We start from the raw sequence: 25,278 nt of genomic DNA, 5'->3' as shown, positions 1-25,278 counted from the left end.
TACTTCAGAAGTTCTGAACTCTGCAACTCACGATGAACCGATGGGAATTGCTTGCAAAGAGAGTAGCGCCGTAGTGGTGAAAAGGTTATTTAATGGTTTGTGATATACACTAACCACAGCTCATGCTTAGTATCACCCGTCCTAGGTTACTATTCAGTCTGAGTCAGGTGAATCAATGGGAAAGGTTTCCCCTCGCCATCCAATTCTGAGCGACCGATTTTTATAAATCCGCATTTTAGATAAAAAGTTAATGCCGCTGGATTTTGCTCATTCACATCCACACGCAACTTTCCCTTTAAATGCTGAGCATGAACCAGCAACGCTTTACCAATACCTTTACCGTGATAAGCGGGATCAATAAACAACGTTTCTACTTTGTTACTATCCAGGCCGATAAATCCTACGATCTCGGTACTATTTTCAAATAACCACACCTCCAGAGCAGGTAAATAGATATCCCGCACCTGTGGCAAATAAAACTGAATATCAGTTTCGGTTAAGAATAAATGTGTTTCTCTTACTGCGAGTTCCCAAACCTCAACCAAACGGGATATATCCGCAAGTGTCGCCTTTCTTATCATCTATACCTCAAATTTTCACCTCAGAGACAAGCGTAATTATCACTGACCGTAGAAGGATGAAACAAGACCGTATTTGTTCCAAACAACGCGAGGTGAGCACTTTTTTCCCTAGCCATCAGGTGTATGTTGAATAAATATAATCAGTTACTGATTAATCGCTTAATGATAGTCGCAAATAATACTCATGTCAGTGTAGAGTATGTAGGTAAGGAGAAAACATGCAGTTAACCGTATTAGTTGATAATAATACCTTGATAGATAAGTACCTTACCGCCGAACCTGGTGTCTGCTATCACTTACGAATTGACGAAAAATCATTTCTTTTTGATACCGGTTACTCCGATGTTTTTCTGAGTAATGCGGCCATTTTAGGCATTAACCTGACTGAGATAGACAGTATTGTCCTTTCTCATGGGCATAACGACCATAGCTGGGGGCTAAACCACCTTGCACAGCATCTTGATCGGGTAAACCATCAATATGCCAAGAAAATAAAGATTGTTGCTCATCCCAATGCTTTTCTGCCGAAATACTATGAAGATAAATCTATAGGGGCTAATTTACCGGCGGATGGTTATCCGATGCTTTTCGAACGGGTCGAACAGCCTGGGGTATATTACCTTACCGATAATTTACTCTTTTTAGGGGAGATTGCGCGTAACAACGATTTCGAAGGGCTAGAGCCTATTGGCGAAACTGTCGATTGCTGCGGCCATAAAGTTGAAGATTTTGTTACCGATGATAGTGCAATGGTTTATACCAGCCCTGAAGGTATCGTAATAATCACAGGCTGCTCTCACTCTGGTATCTGCAATATTATCGATTATGCTATTAAAGTTACCAACGATAAACGTGTGCGTGCAGTTATTGGCGGCTTTCATTTATTAAATGCCAGTAGTGAGATTCTATCCAGAACATCTGACTATTTTAAACAACTCAATGCTAAAGCAGTTTATCCCTGCCACTGTACTGATCTTAAAGCCAAAATAGCCCTAGCTAATACAGTTAATATTGAAGAAGTCGGCGTTGGCATGATACTGAACTTTTAGTAATTAAAGTGCCCAATTTGAGCAGTAATAACGAGAATCATCTGATTATTATAATTCCATAATATTTGTAAGTGTTTGTGTATGGCAAGAGGTTTAAAGCTAATGCATAATCCCTGCTGGAATTTTAACGCTCAAATAAGAAGGATTTCGTAATGCTTAAGAATGTACTTTTTTTCGATGCTTTGCTAACACCAAAAATTCTTACTGGTTTATATTGGCTTTTACTGGTGCTCATCATTATTTCCGGCGTATTTGTAATGATAAATACCAGCGTCATCGGCGGCTTTTTTAGCATCCTTGCTGGTGGCCTTACTTCTCGAATCTGTTTTGAAATGATCATGATCGCATTCAAAAACAATGAATATCTGAAAAGAATCGCAGAAAAACCATAATTGGGATTTGGGTATTCTTACTTCATTTGAAATGGAATACCCTAATTGCTCACCATTTTGCTGTTGTAGTGATGTTAACCCGCCCAAAGTCACACTTCTCTCCCTCGAACAAGCGGCTCTTCTTCATTATTTTATCAATTAAAATATTTTGTACAAATCAATGTAACAATATAAAAAATATGATGTTTTTTTATTTTTTCCATGCTTACCTTTCTTCTTATGCCACAATTTGAGAGCAGAAAGGGCATTTAATATGTTTATGACTACTATCTAATATCAGGTATGAAGAAATTACACATATACTTTATTGGTTGGTCGGTCTAGACAGGGTCGTTTTATAAGGGCCAGAATTACCACCATCACAGGGTAAGCCAGAAATAGCGTTGCTTAAATTTTCTGGCTAAGGTAAGTAAAAGACACATATACACTTTTAGGGGATCGCGTATGTTCGAAGACCAAAACACATCGATCCTTGATACCTATTTTGGTACCCATAGCCCTTTTTGGCGACTGGCTTTTGATAGTCAAGCTTTAGAGTTGTCAGCGATTAAAGGGACTACAAATATTGCTATTCCCCTTAATTCAGTTCAAACAATGAAAATTCGGGGCTTAACCGGCATTACTGCCAGTTTAGATATTGAAATCGAGATTTATGGTAATCCACTTCATTTACATCTGGTGGGCCGTAAAGTTAATGACAAAGAATGGGGCGGAACGGCTTCCGCGTACGCGGATACTGAATCAGTAGCGCGCGATTTAGTAATGGGGCTTTCCTTTGCAGAACAAGTGGTTTCTGAAGCTAACTCAGTCATTGTGATTCTCGATAAAGATGGTTATGTACAGCGTTTCAATCACCTTAGCGAAGAATATACCGGTAAAAAAGAACAAGATGTCATTGGTAAAAATGTTTACGACTTGTTTATGACAGCCAAAGAGGGAGCCTCATCACGTAAAAATATTGAGGGCTTCTTCCAGCGCGGTGCATCTTACGAAGTTGAGCGTTGGGTTAATACCGTAAAAGGAAAACGTCTCTTTTTATTCCGCAATAAGTTTGTTCACAGTGGCAGTGGCAAAAACGAGCGTTACCTTATCTGTTCTGGTACCGATATTACTAAAGAAAGGCGTGCTCAAGAGCGTTTGCGGATTTTGGCTAATACCGACATGATTACTGGCCTGCCTAATCGCCACGCTATTCATGAACGTATTAATAGCGCGATCCTAACTCGTGGTGATTCTTCGGTGGGGATTATTTACCTCGATCTCGATAATTTTAAAAAAGTGAACGACCATTACGGTCATATGTTTGGTGATCGCTTACTGAAAGATGTCTCACTCGCCATTTTAAGTTGTTTGGGTGAAAGTGAAATGCTTGCCCGGTTAGGCGGTGATGAGTTTATTGTTCTGGTCGAGAATGCCTCGATGAGCTTATTGGAGGCAACTACACAGCGTATTCTCAACCGCATGAAATTGCCCTTCCGAGTAGGATTGATTGAAGTATATACTGGGTGCTCTATCGGGATAGCACTGTGCCCTGAACATGGCGATACACTAGAGAATATTATCCGTAGCGCAGATACTGCCATGTACACCGCAAAAGAACATGGAAAACAGACCTATTCGATTTTTTCACAAGAGATGAATAAGAAAGTATCTGAATACGTCTGGCTAGATACCAATTTACGTAAGGGTTTAGAACAACATCAATTACAAGTTTTTTACCAACCCAAGATATCTGCCAAAACGGGTAAAGTTCATAGTGTCGAAGCATTAGTCCGATGGTTATCACCTGAGCGTGGTTTAATCGCCCCACTTGAATTTATCTCCTATGCCGAAGAATCCGGGTTGATCGGACCATTGGGAAAATGGGTACTGCAAACCTCAATGCAACAAGCGGTAAATTGGAAAAAACGTGGAATTAACTTGCGGGTGGCAGTCAATGTGTCAGCCAGGCAATTAATTGATGAAGCTATCGTAACCAGTTTTATTGAGTCTCTTGAATCCAGCGAATTAGAATCAAGTTTGGTTGATGTTGAATTAACCGAAAGTTGCTTAATTGATGATGAAGATGCAGCTATCAATATCATGAAACAACTACGTCACTTGGGTGCTCAGGTTCATTTGGATGACTTCGGCACTGGCTATTCTTCACTTTCTCAATTGGCCCGTATCCCTATTGATGCCATTAAATTGGATCAAAGTTTTGTTCGTAATATTGATAATAATCCTATTTCACAATCTCTGGTTAAAGCCATTATCGTTGTCGCTGAGGCACTTAAAATGCGGGTGATTGCAGAAGGTGTGGAAACTAAAGGGGAAGAAGAATTCCTAGATTCTATTGGCATTGATGAAAAGCAGGGATTTCTTTACGCCAAACCAATGCCCGCAGATGAACTGGAGCATTGGCTGGTAACACAACACCCTCACCTTTCATTGGATTAGGTGCATAACGTTATATTGCTTTTGGCATTGCCGAAGTATGCCGGTCTTGTAACGTAACCAACCGTTCGATATAGGCAATATCTTTCGGCTCAATAGAAAATGCAGAATCAACCCAATCCTCAGTGATATCCATCAGTTCTGAACGAGTTAATTGTAAAACACGTTGCCGGACCCTAATCATCGCTCTCATACCATTTAACTTCGGCCTGATCGTATCTATAAAGGTGCGAGTAGCAAGATAAGCATCTCCCGGCTGAAATAACTTATCAACTAAGCCACGACTCTCATACCATTCCGCTGCATGAGACTCACCCGTCCAAATCAATTGTTCAGCTACCCTCATTCCTGCTTTTCTGGCAACAAGCGAATACCCCCCCATGCCAGGAAATAGATTAAATGCAATTTCTGGGAATCCCATTCTGGCTGTAGTTTGTGCCAGAACAAAATGATGGGCTAATGCTGCCTCAAAGCCGCCACCTAACGCGCTGCCCTCAATCATCGCAATAGAGATAGCACCAGTATCAAAGCCACGGGAAGCCGCATGAACACAATCTACGCATGCACGCGCATATGCCATTAACGCTTCTCGTTTGCGGTTTTTGATCATATGCGCGAAAAAGTTTAAGTCCCCCCCTACATTAAACATATTGGGCACCACCGAACCCGTCACCCAAAAATCAAAAGGTAACTTTGATTCTTTAGCAGCTTGCGCGAGTGTCATAATATTTTCAATTAACTCCAGATTAAAACAAGGGCGCGGATGAGCGCGCAACAACATCCACATGGTATTACGCTCTTCTTCGTAATAGGCCGATATTTGAGATAAGTGGCCAGCCTCAGTAAAAGGGCGGCAGCTAGGAAGATTAATCATATTCATATTCCATCCAATGAGTTAGTTAAACACAAATAGTGCTATTTCTGCCGGATCCTCCTTGAGGACGCGCTAAACTTGCCGGAGTGATGGCAACTTAAGCTGGCAGATAAATAGTGAGTCACTCAATGGATAAATGATGAGAAAAGCAGTAAAAATTTTAACAATACGCATGTTTAGAGCTGTGTTAAGGCGCTAAATAGAATATATATTGCCAAGGCGGTAGAATTTCAGATGAAAAAAGCCTGCCGTTATGGATAAAATACTGGCTGAACTTTATCCCTGACGGATTTTTTATGCTGCAAATTCTGCACTTTCTTTTAGCGTTGATGACTATTGCAATACTGGCGTTGTTAGCCAGTCGTGACCGAAAAAATATTAGACTGCGCTATATTTTTCAGTTATTGGTTTTAGAAATTGCACTGGCTTATTTCTTTTTACACTCAGAAAATGGCCTGGGTGCGATAAAGTATTTTGCTGGATTATTCGAAACACTGATGAAATTTGCCTCAGTCGGTACTAGTTTTGTTTTTGGGGGAATGAACGAACAAGGCTTAGCATTTATATTCATGAACGTTCTTTGCCCGATCATTTTCGTTTCGGCACTGATTGGGATTTTACAGCACTTTCGTATATTGCCACTCATCATACGGGTGGTGGGCACGTTGTTATCCAAAGTAAATGGCATGGGGAAACTGGAGTCTTTCAATGCCGTAAGTACATTGATTTTAGGACAATCAGAGAATTTTATTGCTTACAAAGGGATTATTGCTGATATATCACCACGTAGAATGTACACCATGGCAGCAACGGCGATGTCAACAGTGTCCATGTCGATTGTAAGCGCTTATATGACTATGCTTGAGCCAAAATTTGTAGTAACTGCATTAATATTGAATATGTTTAGTACTTTTATTGTTCTTTCTATTATTAATCCTTACCCTGTTACTGAAGAACCCGAATTAAAGCTAAACAAACTTCATGAAGACCAAAGTTTTTTTGAGATGTTGGGGGAATATATTCTGGCTGGTTTTAAAATCGCTATGATTATAGCCGCGATGTTAATCGGGTTTATTGCCATAATTTCTGCTATTAATGCTTTATTTAGTAGCTTATTCAACATCAGTTTCCAAGAAGTGCTGGGATATCTATTTTATCCGCTTGCTCTGCTGATTGGCATTCCTACTCAGGATGCGTTACAGGCGGGGAGTATTATGGCTACCAAACTGGTGGCAAATGAGTTCGTTGCCATGATTGAATTAAAGAAAGTAGCAGCCGAAATGTCTCCACGTGGCTTAGGCATTCTTTCTGTCTTTTTAGTATCTTTTGCTAACTTTGCCTCAATTGGTATTGTTGCTGGTGCCATCAAAGGGCTGAATGAGCAACAAGGGAATATCGTTTCACGATTCGGATTAAAATTAGTCTATGGTTCAACCTTGGTCAGTTTACTTTCTGCCGCCGTTGCAGGACTTATTTTGTAATAAGGCAAGCTTTCATTCTAAGCCAAAAATAGGGCTATCAGCCTTTTATCTCTCGTAAATTGGAGATAAAAGGCTTGAAATGAATGTTAGAAATCTACGCACACAGTAGTATCAACTCGCATGACAGATTCTTGTGAAAACTGCTGTTTATAGCGGGAGCGTAGAGCTTCAATGGCGTATTCTTTGCCATCTTTATGAATAAGGACTAATGCCTTACTGCTTTCTTTGGCAACTTTCCCATCATTTCCCAACCATTGCCCCTTGGCATCAATTACGGTCAAGCCTTCATCGAAGCGGCTAGTCACATCATTATCGACAAAAGACTGCCATTCAGTGATAGAAATAGCGGGGCCATGAGGCCGATTCAAACCGAAGTAGAGTGTGGTTTGTGTCATTGACTCACCTTTAATACAGGTCGGAGGTACAACTTTCACCGCTACAGTGTTTGCATGACCAGCGTTATCAACACAACCGCCCAGTAATACCCCGATAGCAACCATACCGGCAAACAATGCCCCACGATAACGCAACGGATTAACACGATTGTCCATGAACAAATCTCACTGAAATAAAAGATAAAAACTACCATCCCCTGAATGACTCTGCAATCACGCAAGAGGATCATACAAGCGTACTAATGTACTCTCACAGAGCTTTAACCTACTATTTTTACCCTACAATTATTCATGCCTAATTATTAATACATTCTTTTTTTATTTATATTTATTAGATATATAATTAATAAATTGATTAGTTAAAGTAATCTTAAATATATGACTTAGAAAATCTCAGTCGCGACAACCAGCCTTAGTCACTACTCTGCGGCCTTTACTGCCCTTAAGAAATTTGATTCATTATGCTACTCAGTGTTCTTTATATTATTGGTATTACAGCTGAAGCCATGACCGGGGCACTGGCTGCGGGCCGCCGTCAAATGGATATGTTTGGTGTCATTATTATTGCATCTGCAACGGCAATTGGTGGTGGTTCAGTCCGAGATATGCTGCTGGGCCATTATCCGCTGGGTTGGGTTAAACACCCGGAATACATTGTTATTGTCGCCGTTGCTGCAATCGTCACAACTTGGATGGCACCACTAATGAAGCATTTACGCCATTTGTTTTTGGTGCTTGATGCAATTGGGCTGATTGTTTTCTCTATTATTGGGGCACAAATCGCTCTTGATATGGGCCACAGTACGATAATTGCCGCCATTGCGGCCGTCATTACCGGCGTTTTTGGCGGCGTCCTGCGCGATATGTTCTGTAACAGTATCCCCTTGGTATTCCAGAAAGAAATCTATGCTGGTATCTCATTCGCTGCCGCCTGGATCTACATTGCTCTGCAATACACACAACTGTCACATAATTGGGTTGTTATCATTACACTCGTCACCGGGCTAAGTGCACGACTGTTAGCATTACGATTCCGGCTGGGCCTGCCAATCTTCAAATATGACCATTCAGAGCATTAAGTCAGGTACGTGAAGGTTTACTCCTCAAGTTGGAACCCGCTAATATTCTGTTGCGATAAAAAGTCAGCCATAGCTTGCACCTCTGGGTGGTGTAAGAAATGAGTAATCTGTTTTGCTCGAATCGGCCCAATACCCGGTATTAAACTCCACTCGGCGATACTGCGTTGTTGTAGTGACCGCCATTGAGAATTGACAAGTGTACCCTGCGCAAAACCCAATGCCTGTAGCCATTGGGAAAAGGGTTTTTCCCTTGTGCTTTGAAATTGCTAATAAATATTTTCAGCACGGGCTATCCCTATGCCAGGAACATCCGCTATTTGGTCTTTCGTGAGAGATAGCCACCCCACCAAATCATTGATCAGCCCATGATGGATCAGCTCTCGCCAATATCCACTACTAACACTTTGTATATCTAGTCCTTTTTGGCCACTAAGCCATGTCAAACGAGAGAGAAGTTGCGGCTCACATTCAGGAGGGATAAGGCGAAAACAGCTCAATTGATGAAATTGATCCTCTGCTGGAGGAGTGAACGTCTGCCGTTGGCTTACCCGCCAAACAACACTATCCAACCGTGGAATACCATGCCCGGCCAGTGCGATAACGATTTGATCGCCAGATGTAATATCCCACTGCCGCCAACGCGCGACCGAGCCAACATTCACTCGCCGAATCCATTTGTCATCAATTTTTACTGGTGAAACCTGTAAAACGACTGTCACTCTACCAGTGCGGCCTATCGTGAAATGTATATCTTTAATTTCAGCAAGTTGCTGCTGTGGTGGATATTTCCACGCCACAACCCAGTGCCCCGGAACGGCCTGCCAGTAGCGTCCGGCTGGCTCCTGTTCCTGACGGATAACAACGCCATCAGTTACAAAAGGCAGCGGTGTTTGCAACCAGTGTTTGCGAAAGTGTGCAACATCGCGACTTGATACTATTGGTTTGCTGTATTTAGCGGTCAAGGGGAAGCCCATCGCTTGCAATAGTGTCCCTTTCTCCACCATGCTGCTTGGTCCATCAGGCCATGCCCATATAAAAATGCCCAATTGGGGTAGTAATGCCGCTGGAGACTTACGCATAAGTGCGCCAGCAACTGTCGCCCTGGCATTGGCACCACCAGACGATGCTTGTTGATGGTCGTCCATTTGCAGGAATAGCTCCCCTTGCAGCGTTAACCAGGGAGGAGCGGTAGCAATATATTGAGGAATAGCAGTAATAAATGGTGCTTTGTCAGTCCAGTTCTGGCCTTTCAAACCATTTCCTCGACTGAGAAGTTGCATCAGTTTTCCATCCTGATACACCAGTGTTACTGCAACGCCATCTATTTTAGGCTGCACCCAGAGATTTTTCCGCCCCACCATCCAATCAGCCAGTGCAACTTCATTTTTAAGTTTTTTTAGTCCGGTATGCGCAACCGGATGAAGAAACTTCCCATTACCAGGAGTAAGTCTGTTTTCCTGTTTGTCCGGCAATAAATGGCATGACTGCCATAACTGCAATTTTTCCTGCAATTGATCGTAAACATCATCGGCATGCACGCTAATACCTTGCTGATGGTAAGCCACATTCCACTTATCCAGTTGTTTCTTGAGTGAGTTAATTTCAACCGACATTCTTTCTGGCGGCCATTCAGGGCAGATAGCTTCCGCTCTGGAGGACCAATGTATAAAACTGACTATCAACAGAACAAATATTTTTAAATTCAGCATGCTCATAAGTCCCTTTCCTTGGTGGCCGGAAGTAAAACCTGAAATGTCTTATCCGTCGAAGACCAAAAAAATTAAATGCGGGCGCTACCGAAAAATAGTTTTCTGCTTACAGCAACAAATGAAAATTACGCAATCTTCGCCGCAAAATCAGAAAATCGAGCTGTTTACAGACGAAACATTCAGGTGAAATGTGTTGTAACGCTGCATGACGCGTAGCAGCCGTGTATACTGTGCGGAGATTCACACTTCTGCTTTCTATATACACCCAAAGTAATTGGTGTTGCGGATAGGTAGCAAGCGAGCAAATCCTGATGCGCTGACTAAAGTCAGTGTTTTTGGAGAGAGGGCTGCTAGCGCCGTTGCAACGTCAAGTAAGAAGGGTATATCAACCTAATCAACTGAAACGTCATCATGGTCCAAGGCACGCTATACATCGTTTCCGCGCCCAGTGGGGCAGGGAAATCAAGCCTGATTCAGGCTTTGTTAAAAACACAACCGCTGTACGACACGCAGGTTTCTATTTCCCATACCACGCGTGCAATACGTCCGGGTGAGAATCACGGTGAACATTACTTCTTCATTTCTAAAGAAGAGTTTTGCCAGATGATTGATGACGATGCTTTCCTTGAGCATGCCAAAGTATTTGAAAATTACTATGGCACCTCACGTTTGGCGATTGAGCAGGTTCTTGCAACCGGTGTCGATGTATTTTTAGATATTGATTGGCAAGGTGCGCAGCAAATTCGCGCAAAAATGCCCACGGCACGCAGTATTTTTATTTTGCCGCCATCCAAGGAAGAATTGGATCGCCGCTTGCGAGGCCGTGGGCAAGATAGCGAAGAGGTTATCGCTAAGCGAATGGCGCAAGCTGTCGCCGAGATGACCCATTACGCTGAATATGATTATTTAATCGTAAATGATGATTTCAATCTGGCTTTATCTGATCTGAAAACCATTATTCGCGCAGAACGACTGCGTTTAGGCCGCCAGAAACAGCGGCATGACGCTTTAATCACCAAATTATTGGCAGACTGAACCGAGTTTCAGTATCATGCCCCGTCATTTCGTCACCTGTGGAGTAGCAGAATTATGGCACGCGTAACTGTTCAAGACGCTGTAGAGAAAATTGGTAACCGTTTTGACCTGGTGTTGGTCGCTGCTCGTCGGGCACGTCAAATCCAGTCCGGCGGTAAAGACGCACTGGTTCCAGAAGAAAACGATAAAGTTACTGTGATTGCGCTGCGCGAGATTGAAGAAGGCCTGATTACTAATCAGATTCTCGATGTTCGTGAACGCCAAGAACAGCAAGAGCAGGAAGCCGCAGAGATCCAAGCGGTAACCGCGATTGCTGAAGGTCGTCGTTAATTAGACAGCGAGTCTGCCTTGTACCTGTTTGAAAGCCTGAATCTGCTGATTCAACGTTACCTGCCAGAGGAGCAGATTAAGCGCCTCAAACAGGCATATCTTGTTGCACGTGATGCTCACGAGGGTCAGACACGCTCCAGTGGTGAGCCTTATATCACTCATCCTGTTGCTGTGGCCTGTATTCTCGCGGAGATGCGGCTCGATTACGAAACCTTAATGGCGGCGTTATTACATGACGTCATTGAAGATACTCCTGCTACATATCAAGATATGGAGCAGTTGTTTGGGAAAAGCGTAGCCGAGCTGGTCGAGGGTGTTTCTAAACTCGATAAACTGAATTTTCGTGACAAGAAAGAAGCTCAGGCGGAAAATTTCCGCAAAATGATCATGGCGATGGTGCAGGATATCCGCGTTATTTTGATCAAACTGGCTGACCGCACACATAACATGCGAACGCTGGGTTCCTTACGCCCAGATAAACGTCGCCGCATTGCACGTGAAACCCTTGAAATATACAGCCCACTGGCCCATCGGCTGGGTATCCATCATTTAAAAACCGAGCTGGAAGAGCTGGGTTTTGAAGCGCTCTACCCCAATCGCTATCGCGTAATTAAAGAAGTGGTGAAAGCCGCACGTGGTAACCGCAAAGAGATGATTCAGAAAATCTTGGCGGAGATTGAAGGGCGTCTGACTGAGGCCGGTATTCCTTGCCGAGTCAGTGGTCGTGAAAAGCATCTCTATTCCATTTATTGCAAAATGAACCTGAAAGAGCAGCGTTTTCACTCCATCATGGATATCTATGCTTTTCGGGTAATAGTCAAAGAAGTCGATACTTGCTACCGCGTGTTGGGTCAGGCTCACAGCCTGTATAAGCCACGCCCCGGTAGAGTGAAAGACTATATTGCCATCCCTAAGGCTAACGGCTATCAATCGTTACATACCTCATTAATCGGCCCTCATGGGGTTCCGGTCGAGGTACAGATTCGTACTGAAGATATGGATCAGATGGCCGAAATGGGGGTTGCTGCACACTGGGCTTATAAAGAGCAGGGTGAGTCTGGCACCACCGCACAAATTCGCGCTCAGCGCTGGATGCAAAGCTTGCTGGAGTTACAGCAAAGTGCAGGCAGCTCATTTGAATTTATTGAAAGCGTAAAATCTGATTTATTCCCTGATGAGATTTACGTTTTCACCCCAGAAGGGCGCATCGTTGAATTACCTGCCGGTGCGACACCTGTCGACTTTGCCTATGCCGTGCATACCGATATTGGCCATGCCTGTGTAGGTGCGCGTGTTGACCGTCAGCCCTACCCGCTTTCTCAGTCACTGAACAGTGGCCAGACCGTTGAGATTATTACCGCTCCGGGTGCTCGGCCAAATGCGGCCTGGCTGAACTTTGTTGTCAGCTCGAAAGCGCGAGCCAAAATTCGCCAGTTGCTGAAAAACCTGAAACGTGATGAATCGGTGAGCCTTGGCCGCCGGTTACTGAATCATGCGTTAGGAAATGGTCGAAAACTGTCTGATATTTCTGAAGATAATATCAAACATGAACTGGACCGTATGAAACTGGCGACGCTAGATGATTTGCTAGCAGAAATTGGCTTGGGTAATGCGATGAGTGTGGTAGTGGCCAAAAACCTGTTGGGTGACCTATCAACGCTGGCGACCTCTGGCACCCGTAATCTGGCAATCAAGGGTGCCGATGGTGTCCTAATTACCTTTGCCAAGTGCTGCCGTCCTATCCCCGGTGACCCGATTATTGCTCATATCAGCCCAGGCAAAGGTTTGGTTATCCATCATGAGTCTTGCCGTAATATCCGTGGCTACCAGAAAGAGCCTGAGAAATTTATGGCGGTTGAGTGGGATCAAGAGACTGAACAAGAGTTCATTGCTGAAATTAAAGTCGATATGTTCAATCAGCAAGGTGCTTTGGCAAATCTGACTGCGGCAATCAATGCAGCCGAATCTAATATTCAGAGCCTGAATACTGAAGAGAAAGATGGCCGGGTATACAGTGCCTTTATTCGCCTGACTACCCGTGACAGGGTCCATCTGGCTAACATAATGCGTAAGATTCGTATCATGCCAGATGTGGTTAAAGTCAGCCGTAATCGTAACTAACGCCTATGAATCCTCAACGCTATGCGCGGATTTGTGAAATGCTGGCTACCAGGCAGCCGGACCTAACGGTTTGCCTGGAGCAAGTACATAAACCTCATAATGTATCCGCTATCATTCGTACAGCTGATGCTGTCGGTATCCATCAAGTACATGCAATTTGGCCAACGACTCAGATGTATACACGACTCTCTTCCGCGGCCGGCAGCAACAGTTGGGTACAAGTCAAAACACACACTCATATTAGCGATGCCATTGCTCATCTGAAATCACAGAACATGCAAGTTCTGGCAACGCATCTGTCTGATAATGCTGTCGATTTTCGTGAAATAGACTATACCCGCCCAACCTGTATTTTGATGGGACAAGAGAAGACCGGTATATCTGAGGAAGCGTTAGCACTCGCGGACCAAGACATCATTATTCCGATGATCGGCATGGTGCAATCACTCAATGTTTCTGTCGCGTCTGCGTTGATTTTATATGAAGCCCAACGGCAGCGGCAAAATGCAGGTATGTATCAGCGAGCAAAAAGTGTCTTGCCCGAAGATGAGCAGCAACGATTACTGTTTGAGGGGGGGTATCCGGTATTGGCACAAGTCGCCAAACGGAAAGGGCTACCTCAACCACATATTGATGAGCAGGGTCAGGTTATTGCCGATGCACAATGGTGGTCTGCCATGCAAGCCACGGAGTCTTAAATGAAAGGCCGCCTGCTGGATGCAGTACCCCTCAGTACACTTTCCGGTGTTGGCTCAAGTCAGGCTGGGAAGCTGGCTAAAATGGGGTTGGAAACCATCCAAGACCTACTGCTTCACCTCCCACTGCGTTATGAAGATCGTACTCGCCTGTATCGTATTGGCGATTTAATGCCTGGCCTCTCGGTTAATGTTGAGGGCGAGGTTCTACGTTCTGATATCACCTTTGGCCGCCGCCGCATGATGACCTGCCAAATCAGCGACGGTAGTGGTATTCTCACTCTGCGTTTCTTTAACTTCAACGCTGCGATGAAAAACAGTTTGTCTCCGGGCAAGCATGTTATCGCCTACGGCGAAGTCAAACGGGGCAATACCGGGGCGGAAATCATTCACCCTGAATATCGGGTGCATGGCGAGAACATTGGCGTTGAATTACAAGAGTCCCTGACACCCGTTTATCCCACCACCGAAGGGATTCGTCAGGCGACCTTGCGCAAACTTATCGATCAAGCGCTGGCGATGCTGGATACTTGTGTTATTGCCGAATTATTGCCGATTGAGTTAAGCCGCTCACTCATTAGCTTGCCAGAAGCTATTCATACCCTGCATCGCCCACCAGCAAATATTCAGTTGACTGATTTAGATCAAGGCAAGCATCCTGCACAGCGGCGATTAATCATGGAAGAGCTAGTCGCTCATAACCTCAGTATGTTGGCTGTCCGGGCCGGCGCGCAAAGCTATCGGGCATTACCGCTATTGGCAGAGCAACAACTCAAACAACGTTTTCTGGCCGCGCTACCTTTCAGCCCCACGCATGCCCAGCAACGGGTAGTGGCGGAGATTGAGCAGGATATGACCCATAACTTCCCGATGATGCGATTGATTCAAGGGGACGTTGGCTCAGGAAAAACATTGGTTGCAGCCCTGGCCGCGCTACGGGCAATTGCTCACGGCAAGCAGGTTGCTTTGATGGCACCCACCGAATTACTGGCAGAACAACATGCCTCCACTTTTCGCCAATGGCTAGAACCGTTGGGGCTGCAAGTGGGCTGGCTGGCTGGCAAGCAAAAAGGTAAAGCCCGTATAGCACAGCAAGAAGCTGTCGCCAGCGGTCAGGTTGCAATGGTTGTTGGCACCCATGCGATGTTTCAAGAACAGGTGCAGTTCTCTGGACTGGCGCTGGTTATTATTGATGAACAACATCGTTTTGGTGTTCATCAACGGCTCGCTTTATGGGAAAAGGGCGAGGAGCAAGGTTTCCATCCACATCAACTCATTATGACCGCGACCCCAATTCCAAGAACGCTGGCCATGACTGCCTATGCAGATCTTGATACCTCAGTGATTGATGAGCTTCCGCCAGGTAGAACACCGGTGACTACAGTGGCAATCCCTGATACCCGCCGCAGTGATGTTATCCAGCGAGTTAAAAATGCCTGTCTGGAAGAGGGTCGGCAAGCTTATTGGGTCTGCACACTGATTGAGGAATCGGAAGTCCTGGAAGCGCAGGCCGCCGAAGTAACTTGTGAAGAACTGAAAATTGCTTTGCCGGAAATTAAAGTCGGTTTAGTTCATGGGCGCATGAAAGGACCAGAAAAACAGGCAGTTATGCAGGCATTTAAACAGGGTGAGTTGCAGCTATTGGTGGCAACCACAGTGATCGAGGTTGGGGTCGATGTGCCTAACGCCAGCCTGATGATAATCGATAACCCGGAACGCTTGGGGTTAGCGCAATTACATCAGTTACGAGGCCGTGTCGGCCGTGGTGCTGTCGCCTCTCATTGTGTATTACTCTATAAAACGCCGTTGAGTAAAACCGCCCAGATGCGTTTGCAAGTGTTGCGTGATAGTAATGATGGCTTTGTCATTGCCCAGCGAGATTTAGAAATCCGTGGACCGGGCGAATTGTTGGGAACACGGCAAACTGGAAGTGCGGAGTTCAAAGTGGCTGATTTACTGCGCGATCAGGCGATGATTCCCGAAGTCCAACGGGTAGCTCGCCATCTGCACCAGCAATATCCTGAACATGCACGCGCATTGATTGAGCGCTGGCTACCAGAGCGAGCGCGTTACACTAACGCTTAATAAATAAGGGGCAGGTAAACCCACCCCTAAGTGCAGTTACCCTACCACCGCTGGGAATATTGGCAGTAAAAGATACAGCTTAATCACGATCGCATTAGCGATATCAATAAAGAATGCGCCAACCATTGGTACCACTAAGAACGCCAGATGAGATGGGCCAAAACGGTCAGTAATCGCTTGCATATTGGCGATTGCAGTCGGTGTTGCACCCAGACCAAAACCACAGTGCCCCGCCGCCAGTACCGCTGCATCATAGTTTTTTCCCATGATGCGATAAGTGACAAAGATAGCGTACAACGCCATCGCCAGTGCCTGAACTGACAAAATTACCAGCATCGGTAATGCCAGTGAAGCCAGCTCCCAGAGCTTCAAACTCATCAGTGCCATTGCCAAAAACAGTGACAGACTGACATTGCCCAGCACTGATACCGCACGATCAAAGACTTTATAGAAGCCGATTGCCGACAACGTGTTACTGAGGATAACCCCGACAAACAGCACACAAACAAAGATTGGCAGTTCAAACATCGTGCCCTGCAACCAACCCGCAATCACATTGCCTGCCATCAGGCAGATAGCTATCATGGCGATGGTTTCAACTAACACCAACGAGGTGATCATGCGCCCCGCCGAAGGCTTTTCAAATGCGGAAGGGACTTCGCTGTCCTCCGGCGTACCATCGGGTGTGGAAGAGCGCTTCACCAGGTAGCGGGCTACCGGGCCACCAATCAATCCCCCCAGCACCAAACCAAATGTTGCACAAGCCATAGCAACTTCTGTTGCATTTTCAAAGCCATAGCGTTCAGAAAAGAGTTTACTCCACGCAGCACCAGTACCGTGCCCACCTGATAAGGTAATTGAGCCAGCTAGTAACCCCATCAACGGGTCTAGCCCCATCAATTTAGCAAGCGCAATACCAATTGCGTTCTGCATGAGCAACAAACCAATGACCACAAACACAAATACGCTCAAAGCTTTGCCGCCAGCACGTAAGCTAGCCAGATTGGCATTCAAACCAATAGTTGCAAAGAATGCCAGCATCAAGGGATCTTTGAGCGACATATCAAAACTGATTTCCCAGCCAAGAGTCTTTTGCATCAGCAACATCAAGAAGGCAACCAACAAACCGCCGGCTACTGGTTCAGGAATAGTGTATTTTTTCAGGAATGGGACAGTTTGTACGAGTTTTCGGCCTAATAATAAAACCAAGCAGGCCGCGACTAGCGTGCCATAGGTATCGAGATGAAACATCTTGGTACTCCATGCGATTGAAATATCGATTAAAAATATGACGTTAGACAGTTCCTTAAAAACGCCAAAACAGTTAAGGAAGGGATTAGAAGAAAAAACGCCGCCCATTACAAGTTTAGTAATAGAAAAATGCAGGTGAGCACCGAATAGAATTATTTTTAAAAACGCAGCGCAACCGATTGCTTTTGTGAGCCGGATCATTAAAATGCCCTCTTTGCCGATCCGGGAATGCCACTCCATGTCTACGCAATCCGCCGAGCTTGATACTCCACAGCAAGCAGCCACTCGCCCCAGCGAATTGATTTACCGTTTAGAAGACCGCCCCCCACTCGCCCAAACATTGTTCGCTGCTTGCCAGCATTTATTGGCGATGTTTGTCGCAGTGATAACCCCTGGCTTATTGATTTGTCAGGCGCTGGGACTACCAGCGGAAGATACCCAACGCATTATTAGCATGTCGCTATTTGCCTCCGGCTTGGCATCGTTACTGCAAATTAAAACCTGGGGGCCAGTTGGCTCTGGCCTATTATCGATTCAGGGCACCAGTTTTAACTTTGTTTCGCCATTGATTATGGGTGGCCTGGCGCTAAAAAACGGCGGCGCAGATATCCCAACCATGATGGCGGCACTGTTTGGTACGCTAATGGTGGCGTCCTGCACCGAAATTATACTTTCCCGCTTCCTGCATCTGGCGCGCCGCATTATCACCCCACTGGTATCTGGTATCGTGGTGATGATCATCGGTTTGTCATTGATTCAGGTTGGGCTGACATCAATTGGCGGCGGTTATGGTGCAATGAGTGACCATACCTTTGGCGCACCGAAAAACCTGCTATTAGCGGGTGCCGTATTAGTCGTGATTATTCTACTGAACCGCCAGCGCAACCCGTATTTGCGTGTGGCCTCTTTAGTCATTGCGATGGCCGTGGGTTACTTGCTGGCCTGGTCGTTGGGTATGTTGCCAGAGAGCCGCCCGGTGGTAGATACCGCGCTGATCACTATCCCAACACCACTCTATTATGGCCTCTCCTTTGATTGGAATCTGCTGGTACCACTGATGTTAATCTTCATGGTGACCTCACTGGAGACCATTGGTGATATCACCGCGACCTCGGATGTCTCTGAACAACCTGTTCATGGCCCGTTGTATATGAAACGCCTGAAAGGTGGTGTGCTGGCGAATGGTTTGAACTCCATGCTGTCGGCAGTGTTCAACACCTTCCCTAACTCCTGCTTCGGCCAGAACAATGGCGTGATCCAGTTGACCGGTGTTGCCAGTCGTTATGTCGGTTTCGTTGTCGCACTGATGCTGATTGTTCTGGGCTTGTTCCCGGCGGTTGCAGGTTTCGTGCAACATATTCCTGAACCAGTGCTGGGGGGCGCCACGCTGGTGATGTTCGGTACCATTGCAGCTTCCGGCGTGCGTATTGTCTCTCGTGAAACACTCAATCGGCGCGCTATTATGATTATGGCTCTGTCATTGGCAGTTGGTATGGGTGTGGCACAACAGCCATTGATTCTACAATTCGCGCCAGATTGGGTAAAAACGCTGCTTTCTTCCGGGATTGCTGCCGGTGGTATTACTGCCATTGTGCTTAACTTACTCTTCCCACAAGAAAAATAATCTTTACATCAACACGTCAATGAAATGGCCGGTCGTAAACGATCCCGGCCATTTTTTTATCGCCGGATAACTGATTGTCTATTGAGCTCATGGACAAATTACGGCATAAACAGGGTTCCGTATCACCGACAGGCGTGGAAAGACCGGATGAAATTTCTCGGGAAAGTGCTGCTAACGTTATTACTACTACTGGTGCTGTCCGTAGTGCTGTGTTACGTATTGCTCCAAACCAGTTGGGCTGCCGGTTGGCTGAGCCGTTGGGTTAGTGATAATAGTGAATATCGCCTCTCTCTGGGTAAAATAGACCACTCATGGTCCCAACCGGGACAAGTCAGTTTCAGTGATATCACTCTGGGCCGGGCCAATCAGCCTCCGTTTCTTGTTGCCCAACAAGCGCTGTTTGGCCTGAGTTGGCGGCAACTGACCGAGCCTCGTCACCTTCTCAGTCTCAATCTGCAAAATGGTCGTTTAATCCTCAGTAACAGCCCATCACCGCTGCCATTACAGGCTGATACCTTGCAGTTGACTAATATGGCCCTCGATACCACTCTTGAGGCGAAAAACTCAGCAACTCAGTGGAAGATTGCGGGTCAGCAAGTGACTGGCGGTTTGGTGCCTTGGCAGCCACAACCGGGTAATAGCCTTGGCGAAAATGCTCAATTTCAGTTTAGTGCCGGTTCTTTAACCATTAACGGTATTACCGCGCAACAACTTTATCTGCAAGGCTCGATACAGAAAAATGCCCTGACCCTAACCAATTTTGGGGCAGATATCGCGCAGGGTGAATTGACCGGTAACGCCAGCCAAGCGGCTGATGGCAGTTGGCTGGTCGATCGCCTGCGGCTCAGCAATATTCGCCTACAAACACCAGCATCGATAGATGATGTTTGGAATACATTCTTACAACTCCCGCCGATTACGCTAAAACGGTTTGATTTAATTGATGCGCGAGTAGAAGGGAAAAGTTGGGCATTTAATGACCTGGATTTGACGCTAAAAAATATCACGTTTAAACAAGGCGATTGGCAAACAGAGGATGGCGAACTGTCCTTCAATGCCGGTGATATTATCAAGGGTAATATTCATCTGATTGACCCAATAGCAACATTTGCTTTATCTCCGGCTGGCGTCGCAATTAATCAGTTCTCAACCCGCTGGCAGGATGGTCTATTAAGAACTCAGGGGAATTGGGCGCGCGATACTCATCGCCTGCAATTGGATGAACTGACACTGGTCGCGCTGGTTTACACTCTGCCTGCCGATTGGAAGCAACAATGGCAACAAACATTGCCAAACTGGCTATCCGAGGTGTACGTCGGCAAGCTTAGTGCTAATCGTAACTTGTTGATTGATATCAGCCCTGACTTCCCCTTCCAGATTACATCGCTGGACGCCGCAGGCACTAACTTACTGTTGGCAAAAAACCATCAGTGGGGTGTATGGTCTGGCTCATTAATGTTGAATGCAGGTAATGCGACATTTAATAAAAATGATATTCGCCGTCCGTCACTGGCCCTCAATGCCAATGAACAACAGATTACATTTAGTGAGTTAAGCGCATTCACCAAAGAGGGCTTACTGGAGTCCACCGCCAGTATTGACCAAACGCCTGCCCGCGCCTTATCACTGGCGCTGACCGGCCGTTCTGTCAATCTGGATATCTTGCAAAACTGGGGTTGGCCAGCATTACCGTTGCATGGCCTGGGCAACCTAAAATTACAGATAAAAGGAAGTCTGGCTGCCGATACACCATTGAAACCTACTGTTAGCGGCTCTCTACAAGCTACTGACGGCAATGGGCAACAAGTCAATCAAACTATGCAGCATGGTGAAGTGCATAGCGTAGCGGGGCAATAAGGGCGTTTTACACTGCCCTACCAGATTGCTGCTGGGTGACAACGCCGATTACATGATATTTTTCATGTAATCGGCACAGAAGTTTGTCCTACATAAGAGGGAACGAACCCGAATATTCAAAGAAACTCTGCGGCACATAATTATTAATCTTATTTTCATAACAATACTCTATAACCTGCCGTTTACTGGTTACACCGGCTTTTCTATAGATGCTTTGGATTATATTGCAGACTGACTTGGTTGATAAATGGATTTTTTTAGCAATCTCTTTACTTGAGAAAGCATGTAAAATATAAAACAATACCTCCCATTCTCTTTTGGTGAATAATGCAGATGGAGGTGTAAAGATAAGTGATATCGGAACTTTTATTTTATTTAAACGCGTTAACATTATATCTTGTACGGGCCGCCCATGACAAATAACTCCTTGGGATATGCCATGTTCATCTATTAGTGGGTATTTGTCACTAAAATAAGGTGTGAAATATGAACGGCCATCATATAGCTGAATATCAACTGATGCTACGCGGTCCTGTGATAATTCTACCTGACGATCCTGCTGCTGAAATTCGTCCTGAAAATCTGCTGATGGCGTAGGAATCTCACCATCTAACCGACCTTCAAGGTTGTATTTTTCAGGTAAATTGAATAATTTATAAACTCGTCTATTGGCATAAATAAATCTTGATTGATTATCTTTTACCGCCCAAGGTTCAGAACTGTGTTCCCAGAACCGGATTAATATCTCAAGCGATTGCTTTAGGTTTTTTTCCATTTCAATCCTCCCATTATATTTAGTTTTACTTACCCAGCCAGTGGGAAGGAACCCGAGTATTCAAAGAAGCTCTGCGGAACATAATTATTTATCTTATTTTCATAACAATACTCAACAACCTGTTTTTTACTGGTCACACTGGCCTTTCGATAGATTTTTTGAGTTATATTACAAACTGTTCTGGTGGATAAATGGATTTTTTTAGCAATCTCTTTACTTGAGAAAGCATGTAAAATATAAAACAACACCTCCCATTCTCTTTTAGTAAATAATTCTGATGGCGGGGTAAAGATAAGTGAGGTGGGGACTTTTATTTTACCTAAATTTGTTAACAACATATCATGCACAGGTCTTACATGGAAAATAACACCTTGCGATATCCCATCGCTATCTATTAACGGATATTTGTCACAGAAATTAGGCTTAAAATAGGAAAGGCCATCCCACTCATGTATTTCAACCGCTGTTATACGATCCTGCAATAGCTCTACCTTACGGTCATGCTCTTGAAACTCAACCTCAAAATCTGATATTGGAGTGGGAAGTTCGCCATCAGACCGCCCCTCTACACAGTATTTATCCGGTAAAGCTAATAATTTATTGAATCTGTTATTTGCATAAATAAATCTTGATTGATTATCTTTAACCCCCCAAGGTTCTGAACTATGCTCCCAAAACCGTATTAATACCTCAAGCGAGTTTAGTAATGTCTTATCCATCATTACTTTCCCCTTAAATTTACGTTACCTTTCCCCGCAAGCGGAAAAGAACCTGAGTATTCAAAGAAACTTTGTGGTACATAGTTATTAATTTTCTTCTCATAACAATATTCTATAACCTGTTTTTTACTGGTCACACCGGCCTTTCGATAGATATTTTGAATTATATTGCAGACTGATCTGGTTGATAAATTAAGCTTTTTAGCAATGTCAGGGCTTGAAAAAGCATGTAAAATATAAAATAACACCTCCCACTCTCTTTTGGTAAATGACTCTGATGGCGGGGTAAAGATAAGTGAGGTGGGGACTTTTATTTTATTTAAATGCGTTAATATTATATCTTCTACTGGCCTTGCATGAAAAATAAGCCCCTGTGAAATGCCGTTTTTATCTATTAATGGATACTTATCACAAAAGTAAGGTTGAAAATAGGAACGTCGCTCAAATGCATGGATTTCAATCGTTGTCGCACGTTCTTTCGATAATATCGCCTGACGGTCATGTTCCTGAAATTCAGTCTGAAACTCTGCCGTTGGCGCAGGAAGTTCGCCATCTAATCGCCCTTCCACACTAAATTTATCAGGTAAGCCTAATAATGTACCAAACCTATTATTTGCATAAATAAACACTGACTTGTTATCCTTAACCCCCCAAGCTTCCGAACTATTTTCCCAAAATGGTATTAACATTTTAAGCGAGTTTAGTAGTTTTTTATCCATTTGAACCACCCTCTTAACGTTAGTTTTGCCTTACTCTTCGAATAATCATCCGCCCTCGATAATCGATGAACCTACTGGGCCATATCTCTCGAGGGGAAACACCGATAGCGTCTGCAATAATTACTTCTCCCTTGGGCCACGGGCGTGTTAGCGCGTTAGCTAATGTACTTGGCGAAAGCCCGCTCTCTCTTGATAATGCTGCTAGTGAGCCTTTTGCTTTCCGTATTGCAGCTAAAATATCTTGTCTATGCCAATCTCTATCCATTTTAATTCACTCCCATTAAAAAATTTATTATAAATTCCTTAATTAAATGACTCAGACTAGTTTAGATTTATCTATAGTTAGCTATTTAATAAATAATATTAAGGGTTGATTTATATTTATAAATAGCAAACAGCAGATGTTAATTTATTAAATAACGATTACGCTGTATGATCCAGTGCATTAGTTACTCTTTTTTAAAAAAAACCAAATAAAACAACCCTGCATTATTTAGCTAAACATAGATTATAGATAATTTAACGATGATAAATTAAAGAAAAGGTTAAGAAAGGAGGTTTATAAAATCACACTAAAAAATATTGAAGTAAACCGATAAACAACTCGATAGCACCGTTTATCGGTTTACTATTTCAAATTACTCATTAATTAACTAATAACTAGCCATAAACCAACAAATTCATAGCCACTGAGTTGTTCAAAGAGTTCAGCTGTTGGATTACCCCAATCATTATCACGAACTCCGGTGGCGGGATCGTAATAAAGTCCGTCGGAACCACGAGCTAACATGTGAAGAGCTTGCGGGCCGGAAGCCACACAAATCAATTGTACTTGCCCATGAGCCGGCTCTACATAAACAGCATCCGTATGTACATTTGGCTCCCCTACCACCGCCACACAGGCAGCTTGCTCAGCTGGATACAACGCCCCCAAGGCATATAAGCCAGCAGCGGTGATATTCACCGATACCACCCGTGCGAAATCTATCGCCACAGCAGCCATTGCCGCAGGTGAGTTATATCCGCCACCCGCAACGTTTGCCCCACCATCGGGGTTAAGTATCCCAGTCAGACCATAGATCTTATCCTTAGCGTTAATAAAATCATCGTCTTGTTGAATGACATTATTATTTTCTCCATAAGTGATAATGGTACTTTCCGGCCACAGTGCAAATGCAGCCAATGTGGCAGTTAATGCATAAGCACCACACTCATTACTGAGCGGTGGCTGAGTCAGTTGACTAACAGGATTCGGAAATTGGCCCAATAATAGATTTAGCGAAATACTGGTTGTTAGATTAGGCATATAGCCTCCTCATAGAAATAATAAATAGGGGAGTACAGGTACGGCACTGTTGATCAGGCAGGCCGTACACGCGTGTTTTTATCAAGCAGCGCTAACCGTCCAGGTGCCCTGAGGGTTATAAGTAACATTGAATGCGGTCACACCTTGGGTGGTATCACATATCGCGGACCCAACTGAAGACGTAGAGAAGTTAATAACCGTCCCCGCCTGATAGGTACCCGTTTGGACATAAAAACTCAGCACTGGCTGACAATCGATATTTTTGCTTGGTTCTGCATTGATGAAACTCGACAGTACGCTACTGCCACTGGCACTTTGCACCGCCAACCCCGCGTTAAATACATCTGTGACGGGGTTAAATGCAGGAGTGACAATACGATAAGCACCAGGTTGCACCCCCTCGGTATAAGTCGCAGGAGACAGACCAAGAGAAGGATCAACCGACATTACCGTGGTGTTTGCTGTTTGTACTCCAGCGGTAATAGAGGTCAAATCGACAGGCTGGCTTGAGGTGATATATCCTGAATCTTGCCCAACCAACAAGCTTGGTAGTTGAGATTGCGCTCCAGCATAAAATTGCATTAAACATTCAAAGGTCAGTACAGAACCCGAGCTGGCAAAAGGTGATAACACTTCCTGATAAATACTGTTGGAGTAAACTTTAGCGCCACCGGTATAAATCGCCGGTTTTTGGAAGAAAAAGAAATCCTGCGCTGTCGGGCTGTTATTGATTACGTTAATTGTATATAGAGTACTCATAGTGTG

At 44.6% G+C, this 25,278-nt stretch carries 22 protein-coding genes and 1 pseudogene; 12 read left to right on the top strand and 11 right to left on the bottom strand.

What is annotated here, in order from left to right:
• Positions 1-149 precede the first annotated feature (149 nt).
• Entirely contained in the window at positions 150-581 is a 432-nt protein-coding gene (locus A6J66_017275; protein ID PNM25773.1) for a GNAT family N-acetyltransferase, read from the bottom strand.
• 218 nt (positions 582-799) lie between these two features.
• Between A6J66_017275 and A6J66_017270 the strand changes: the two genes are divergently transcribed.
• From A6J66_017270 to A6J66_017260, 3 genes are all read left to right on the top strand, one after another.
• Complete coding sequence (locus tag A6J66_017270; GenBank protein ID PNM25772.1) at positions 800-1,630, top strand: MBL fold metallo-hydrolase; 831 nt, start codon at positions 800-802, stop codon at positions 1,628-1,630.
• A gap of 152 nt (positions 1,631-1,782) precedes the next feature.
• The gene (locus tag A6J66_017265) at positions 1,783-2,022 is read left to right on the top strand and encodes a DUF4282 domain-containing protein (protein ID PNM25771.1); all 240 of its coding nucleotides are present in this window, start codon (positions 1,783-1,785) and stop codon (positions 2,020-2,022) included.
• Positions 2,023-2,466: 444 nt separating this feature from the next.
• A complete protein-coding gene (locus tag A6J66_017260) occupies positions 2,467-4,461 on the top strand; it encodes a cyclic di-GMP phosphodiesterase (GenBank protein ID PNM25770.1) in 1,995 nt (664 codons plus the stop codon).
• Positions 4,462-4,471: 10 nt separating this feature from the next.
• On the opposite strand, the gene A6J66_017255 is transcribed toward A6J66_017260, so the two are convergent.
• Positions 4,472-5,338 (bottom strand): enoyl-CoA hydratase, encoded by an 867-nt coding sequence (locus A6J66_017255; protein PNM25769.1) that lies wholly within the window; start codon positions 5,336-5,338, stop codon positions 4,472-4,474.
• Between the two features lie 290 nt (positions 5,339-5,628).
• Between A6J66_017255 and A6J66_017250 the strand changes: the two genes are divergently transcribed.
• Positions 5,629-6,813 (top strand): NupC/NupG family nucleoside CNT transporter, encoded by a 1,185-nt coding sequence (locus tag A6J66_017250; protein PNM25768.1) that lies wholly within the window; start codon positions 5,629-5,631, stop codon positions 6,811-6,813.
• Positions 6,814-6,899: 86 nt separating this feature from the next.
• Here A6J66_017250 and A6J66_017245 read toward each other — a convergent pair whose 3' ends face one another.
• On the bottom strand, positions 6,900-7,364 hold the full coding sequence (locus tag A6J66_017245) for a DUF3574 domain-containing protein (protein ID PNM25767.1): 465 nt from the start codon (positions 7,362-7,364) through the stop codon (positions 6,900-6,902).
• Between the two features lie 305 nt (positions 7,365-7,669).
• Between A6J66_017245 and A6J66_017240 the strand changes: the two genes are divergently transcribed.
• Positions 7,670-8,287: a trimeric intracellular cation channel family protein gene (locus tag A6J66_017240; protein PNM25766.1), complete on the top strand. Its 618-nt coding sequence runs from the start codon at positions 7,670-7,672 to the stop codon at positions 8,285-8,287.
• 17 nt (positions 8,288-8,304) lie between these two features.
• Here the strand turns inward: A6J66_017240 and A6J66_017235 are convergent.
• A pseudogene (locus A6J66_017235) lies at positions 8,305-10,002 on the bottom strand (NAD-dependent DNA ligase LigB).
• 405 nt (positions 10,003-10,407) lie between these two features.
• Here A6J66_017235 and A6J66_017230 point away from each other — a divergent pair.
• From A6J66_017230 to A6J66_017210, 5 genes are read left to right on the top strand one after another with little or no spacing between them, the layout of a single operon-like run.
• Positions 10,408-11,031: a guanylate kinase gene (locus A6J66_017230; GenBank protein PNM25765.1), complete on the top strand. Its 624-nt coding sequence runs from the start codon at positions 10,408-10,410 to the stop codon at positions 11,029-11,031.
• Positions 11,032-11,085: 54 nt separating this feature from the next.
• On the top strand, positions 11,086-11,361 hold the full coding sequence (locus A6J66_017225) for a DNA-directed RNA polymerase subunit omega (GenBank protein PNM25764.1): 276 nt from the start codon (positions 11,086-11,088) through the stop codon (positions 11,359-11,361).
• 18 nt (positions 11,362-11,379) lie between these two features.
• Positions 11,380-13,482: a guanosine-3',5'-bis(diphosphate) 3'-diphosphatase gene (locus A6J66_017220; protein PNM25763.1), complete on the top strand. Its 2,103-nt coding sequence runs from the start codon at positions 11,380-11,382 to the stop codon at positions 13,480-13,482.
• 5 nt (positions 13,483-13,487) lie between these two features.
• Positions 13,488-14,180 (top strand): tRNA (guanosine(18)-2'-O)-methyltransferase TrmH, encoded by a 693-nt coding sequence (locus A6J66_017215; GenBank protein PNM25762.1) that lies wholly within the window; start codon positions 13,488-13,490, stop codon positions 14,178-14,180.
• Positions 14,181-16,262 (top strand): ATP-dependent DNA helicase RecG, encoded by a 2,082-nt coding sequence (locus A6J66_017210; GenBank protein ID PNM25761.1) that lies wholly within the window; start codon positions 14,181-14,183, stop codon positions 16,260-16,262. It abuts the gene before it with no gap.
• Positions 16,263-16,298: 36 nt separating this feature from the next.
• Here A6J66_017210 and gltS read toward each other — a convergent pair whose 3' ends face one another.
• Positions 16,299-17,513 (bottom strand): sodium/glutamate symporter, encoded by a 1,215-nt coding sequence (gene gltS / locus A6J66_017205; GenBank protein PNM27056.1) that lies wholly within the window; start codon positions 17,511-17,513, stop codon positions 16,299-16,301.
• Between the two features lie 238 nt (positions 17,514-17,751).
• Here gltS and A6J66_017200 point away from each other — a divergent pair, with 238 nt between their 5' ends.
• Positions 17,752-19,137, top strand: coding sequence for a xanthine permease XanP (locus tag A6J66_017200; protein PNM25760.1), 1,386 nt, complete (start codon positions 17,752-17,754; stop codon positions 19,135-19,137).
• Positions 19,138-19,284: 147 nt separating this feature from the next.
• On the top strand, positions 19,285-20,994 hold the full coding sequence (locus A6J66_017195) for an AsmA family protein (GenBank protein ID PNM25759.1): 1,710 nt from the start codon (positions 19,285-19,287) through the stop codon (positions 20,992-20,994).
• Positions 20,995-21,082: 88 nt separating this feature from the next.
• Here the strand turns inward: A6J66_017195 and A6J66_017190 are convergent, their stop codons facing one another.
• The 6 genes from A6J66_017190 to A6J66_017165 all read right to left on the bottom strand — a co-directional run bounded on the left by A6J66_017190 (position 21,083) and on the right by A6J66_017165 (position 25,272).
• Positions 21,083-21,769: a helix-turn-helix transcriptional regulator gene (locus tag A6J66_017190; GenBank protein PNM25758.1), complete on the bottom strand. Its 687-nt coding sequence runs from the start codon at positions 21,767-21,769 to the stop codon at positions 21,083-21,085.
• Between the two features lie 29 nt (positions 21,770-21,798).
• On the bottom strand, positions 21,799-22,488 hold the full coding sequence (locus tag A6J66_017185; GenBank protein PNM27055.1) for a helix-turn-helix transcriptional regulator: 690 nt from the start codon (positions 22,486-22,488) through the stop codon (positions 21,799-21,801).
• Between the two features lie 2 nt (positions 22,489-22,490).
• Positions 22,491-23,207: a helix-turn-helix transcriptional regulator gene (locus A6J66_017180; protein PNM25757.1), complete on the bottom strand. Its 717-nt coding sequence runs from the start codon at positions 23,205-23,207 to the stop codon at positions 22,491-22,493.
• Positions 23,208-23,226: 19 nt separating this feature from the next.
• Positions 23,227-23,472 (bottom strand): transcriptional regulator, encoded by a 246-nt coding sequence (locus A6J66_017175; GenBank protein PNM25756.1) that lies wholly within the window; start codon positions 23,470-23,472, stop codon positions 23,227-23,229.
• Between the two features lie 384 nt (positions 23,473-23,856).
• Complete coding sequence (locus A6J66_017170) at positions 23,857-24,513, bottom strand: hypothetical protein (GenBank protein PNM25755.1); 657 nt, start codon at positions 24,511-24,513, stop codon at positions 23,857-23,859.
• Between the two features lie 81 nt (positions 24,514-24,594).
• Positions 24,595-25,272: a hypothetical protein gene (locus tag A6J66_017165; GenBank protein PNM25754.1), complete on the bottom strand. Its 678-nt coding sequence runs from the start codon at positions 25,270-25,272 to the stop codon at positions 24,595-24,597.
• Positions 25,273-25,278: the final 6 nt, after the last annotated feature.

The organism is Yersinia enterocolitica (genome assembly GCA_002082245.2).
Lineage (GTDB): Bacteria > Pseudomonadota > Gammaproteobacteria > Enterobacterales > Enterobacteriaceae > Yersinia > Yersinia enterocolitica_E.
This window is presented reverse-complemented; position numbering and strand designations above follow the sequence as displayed.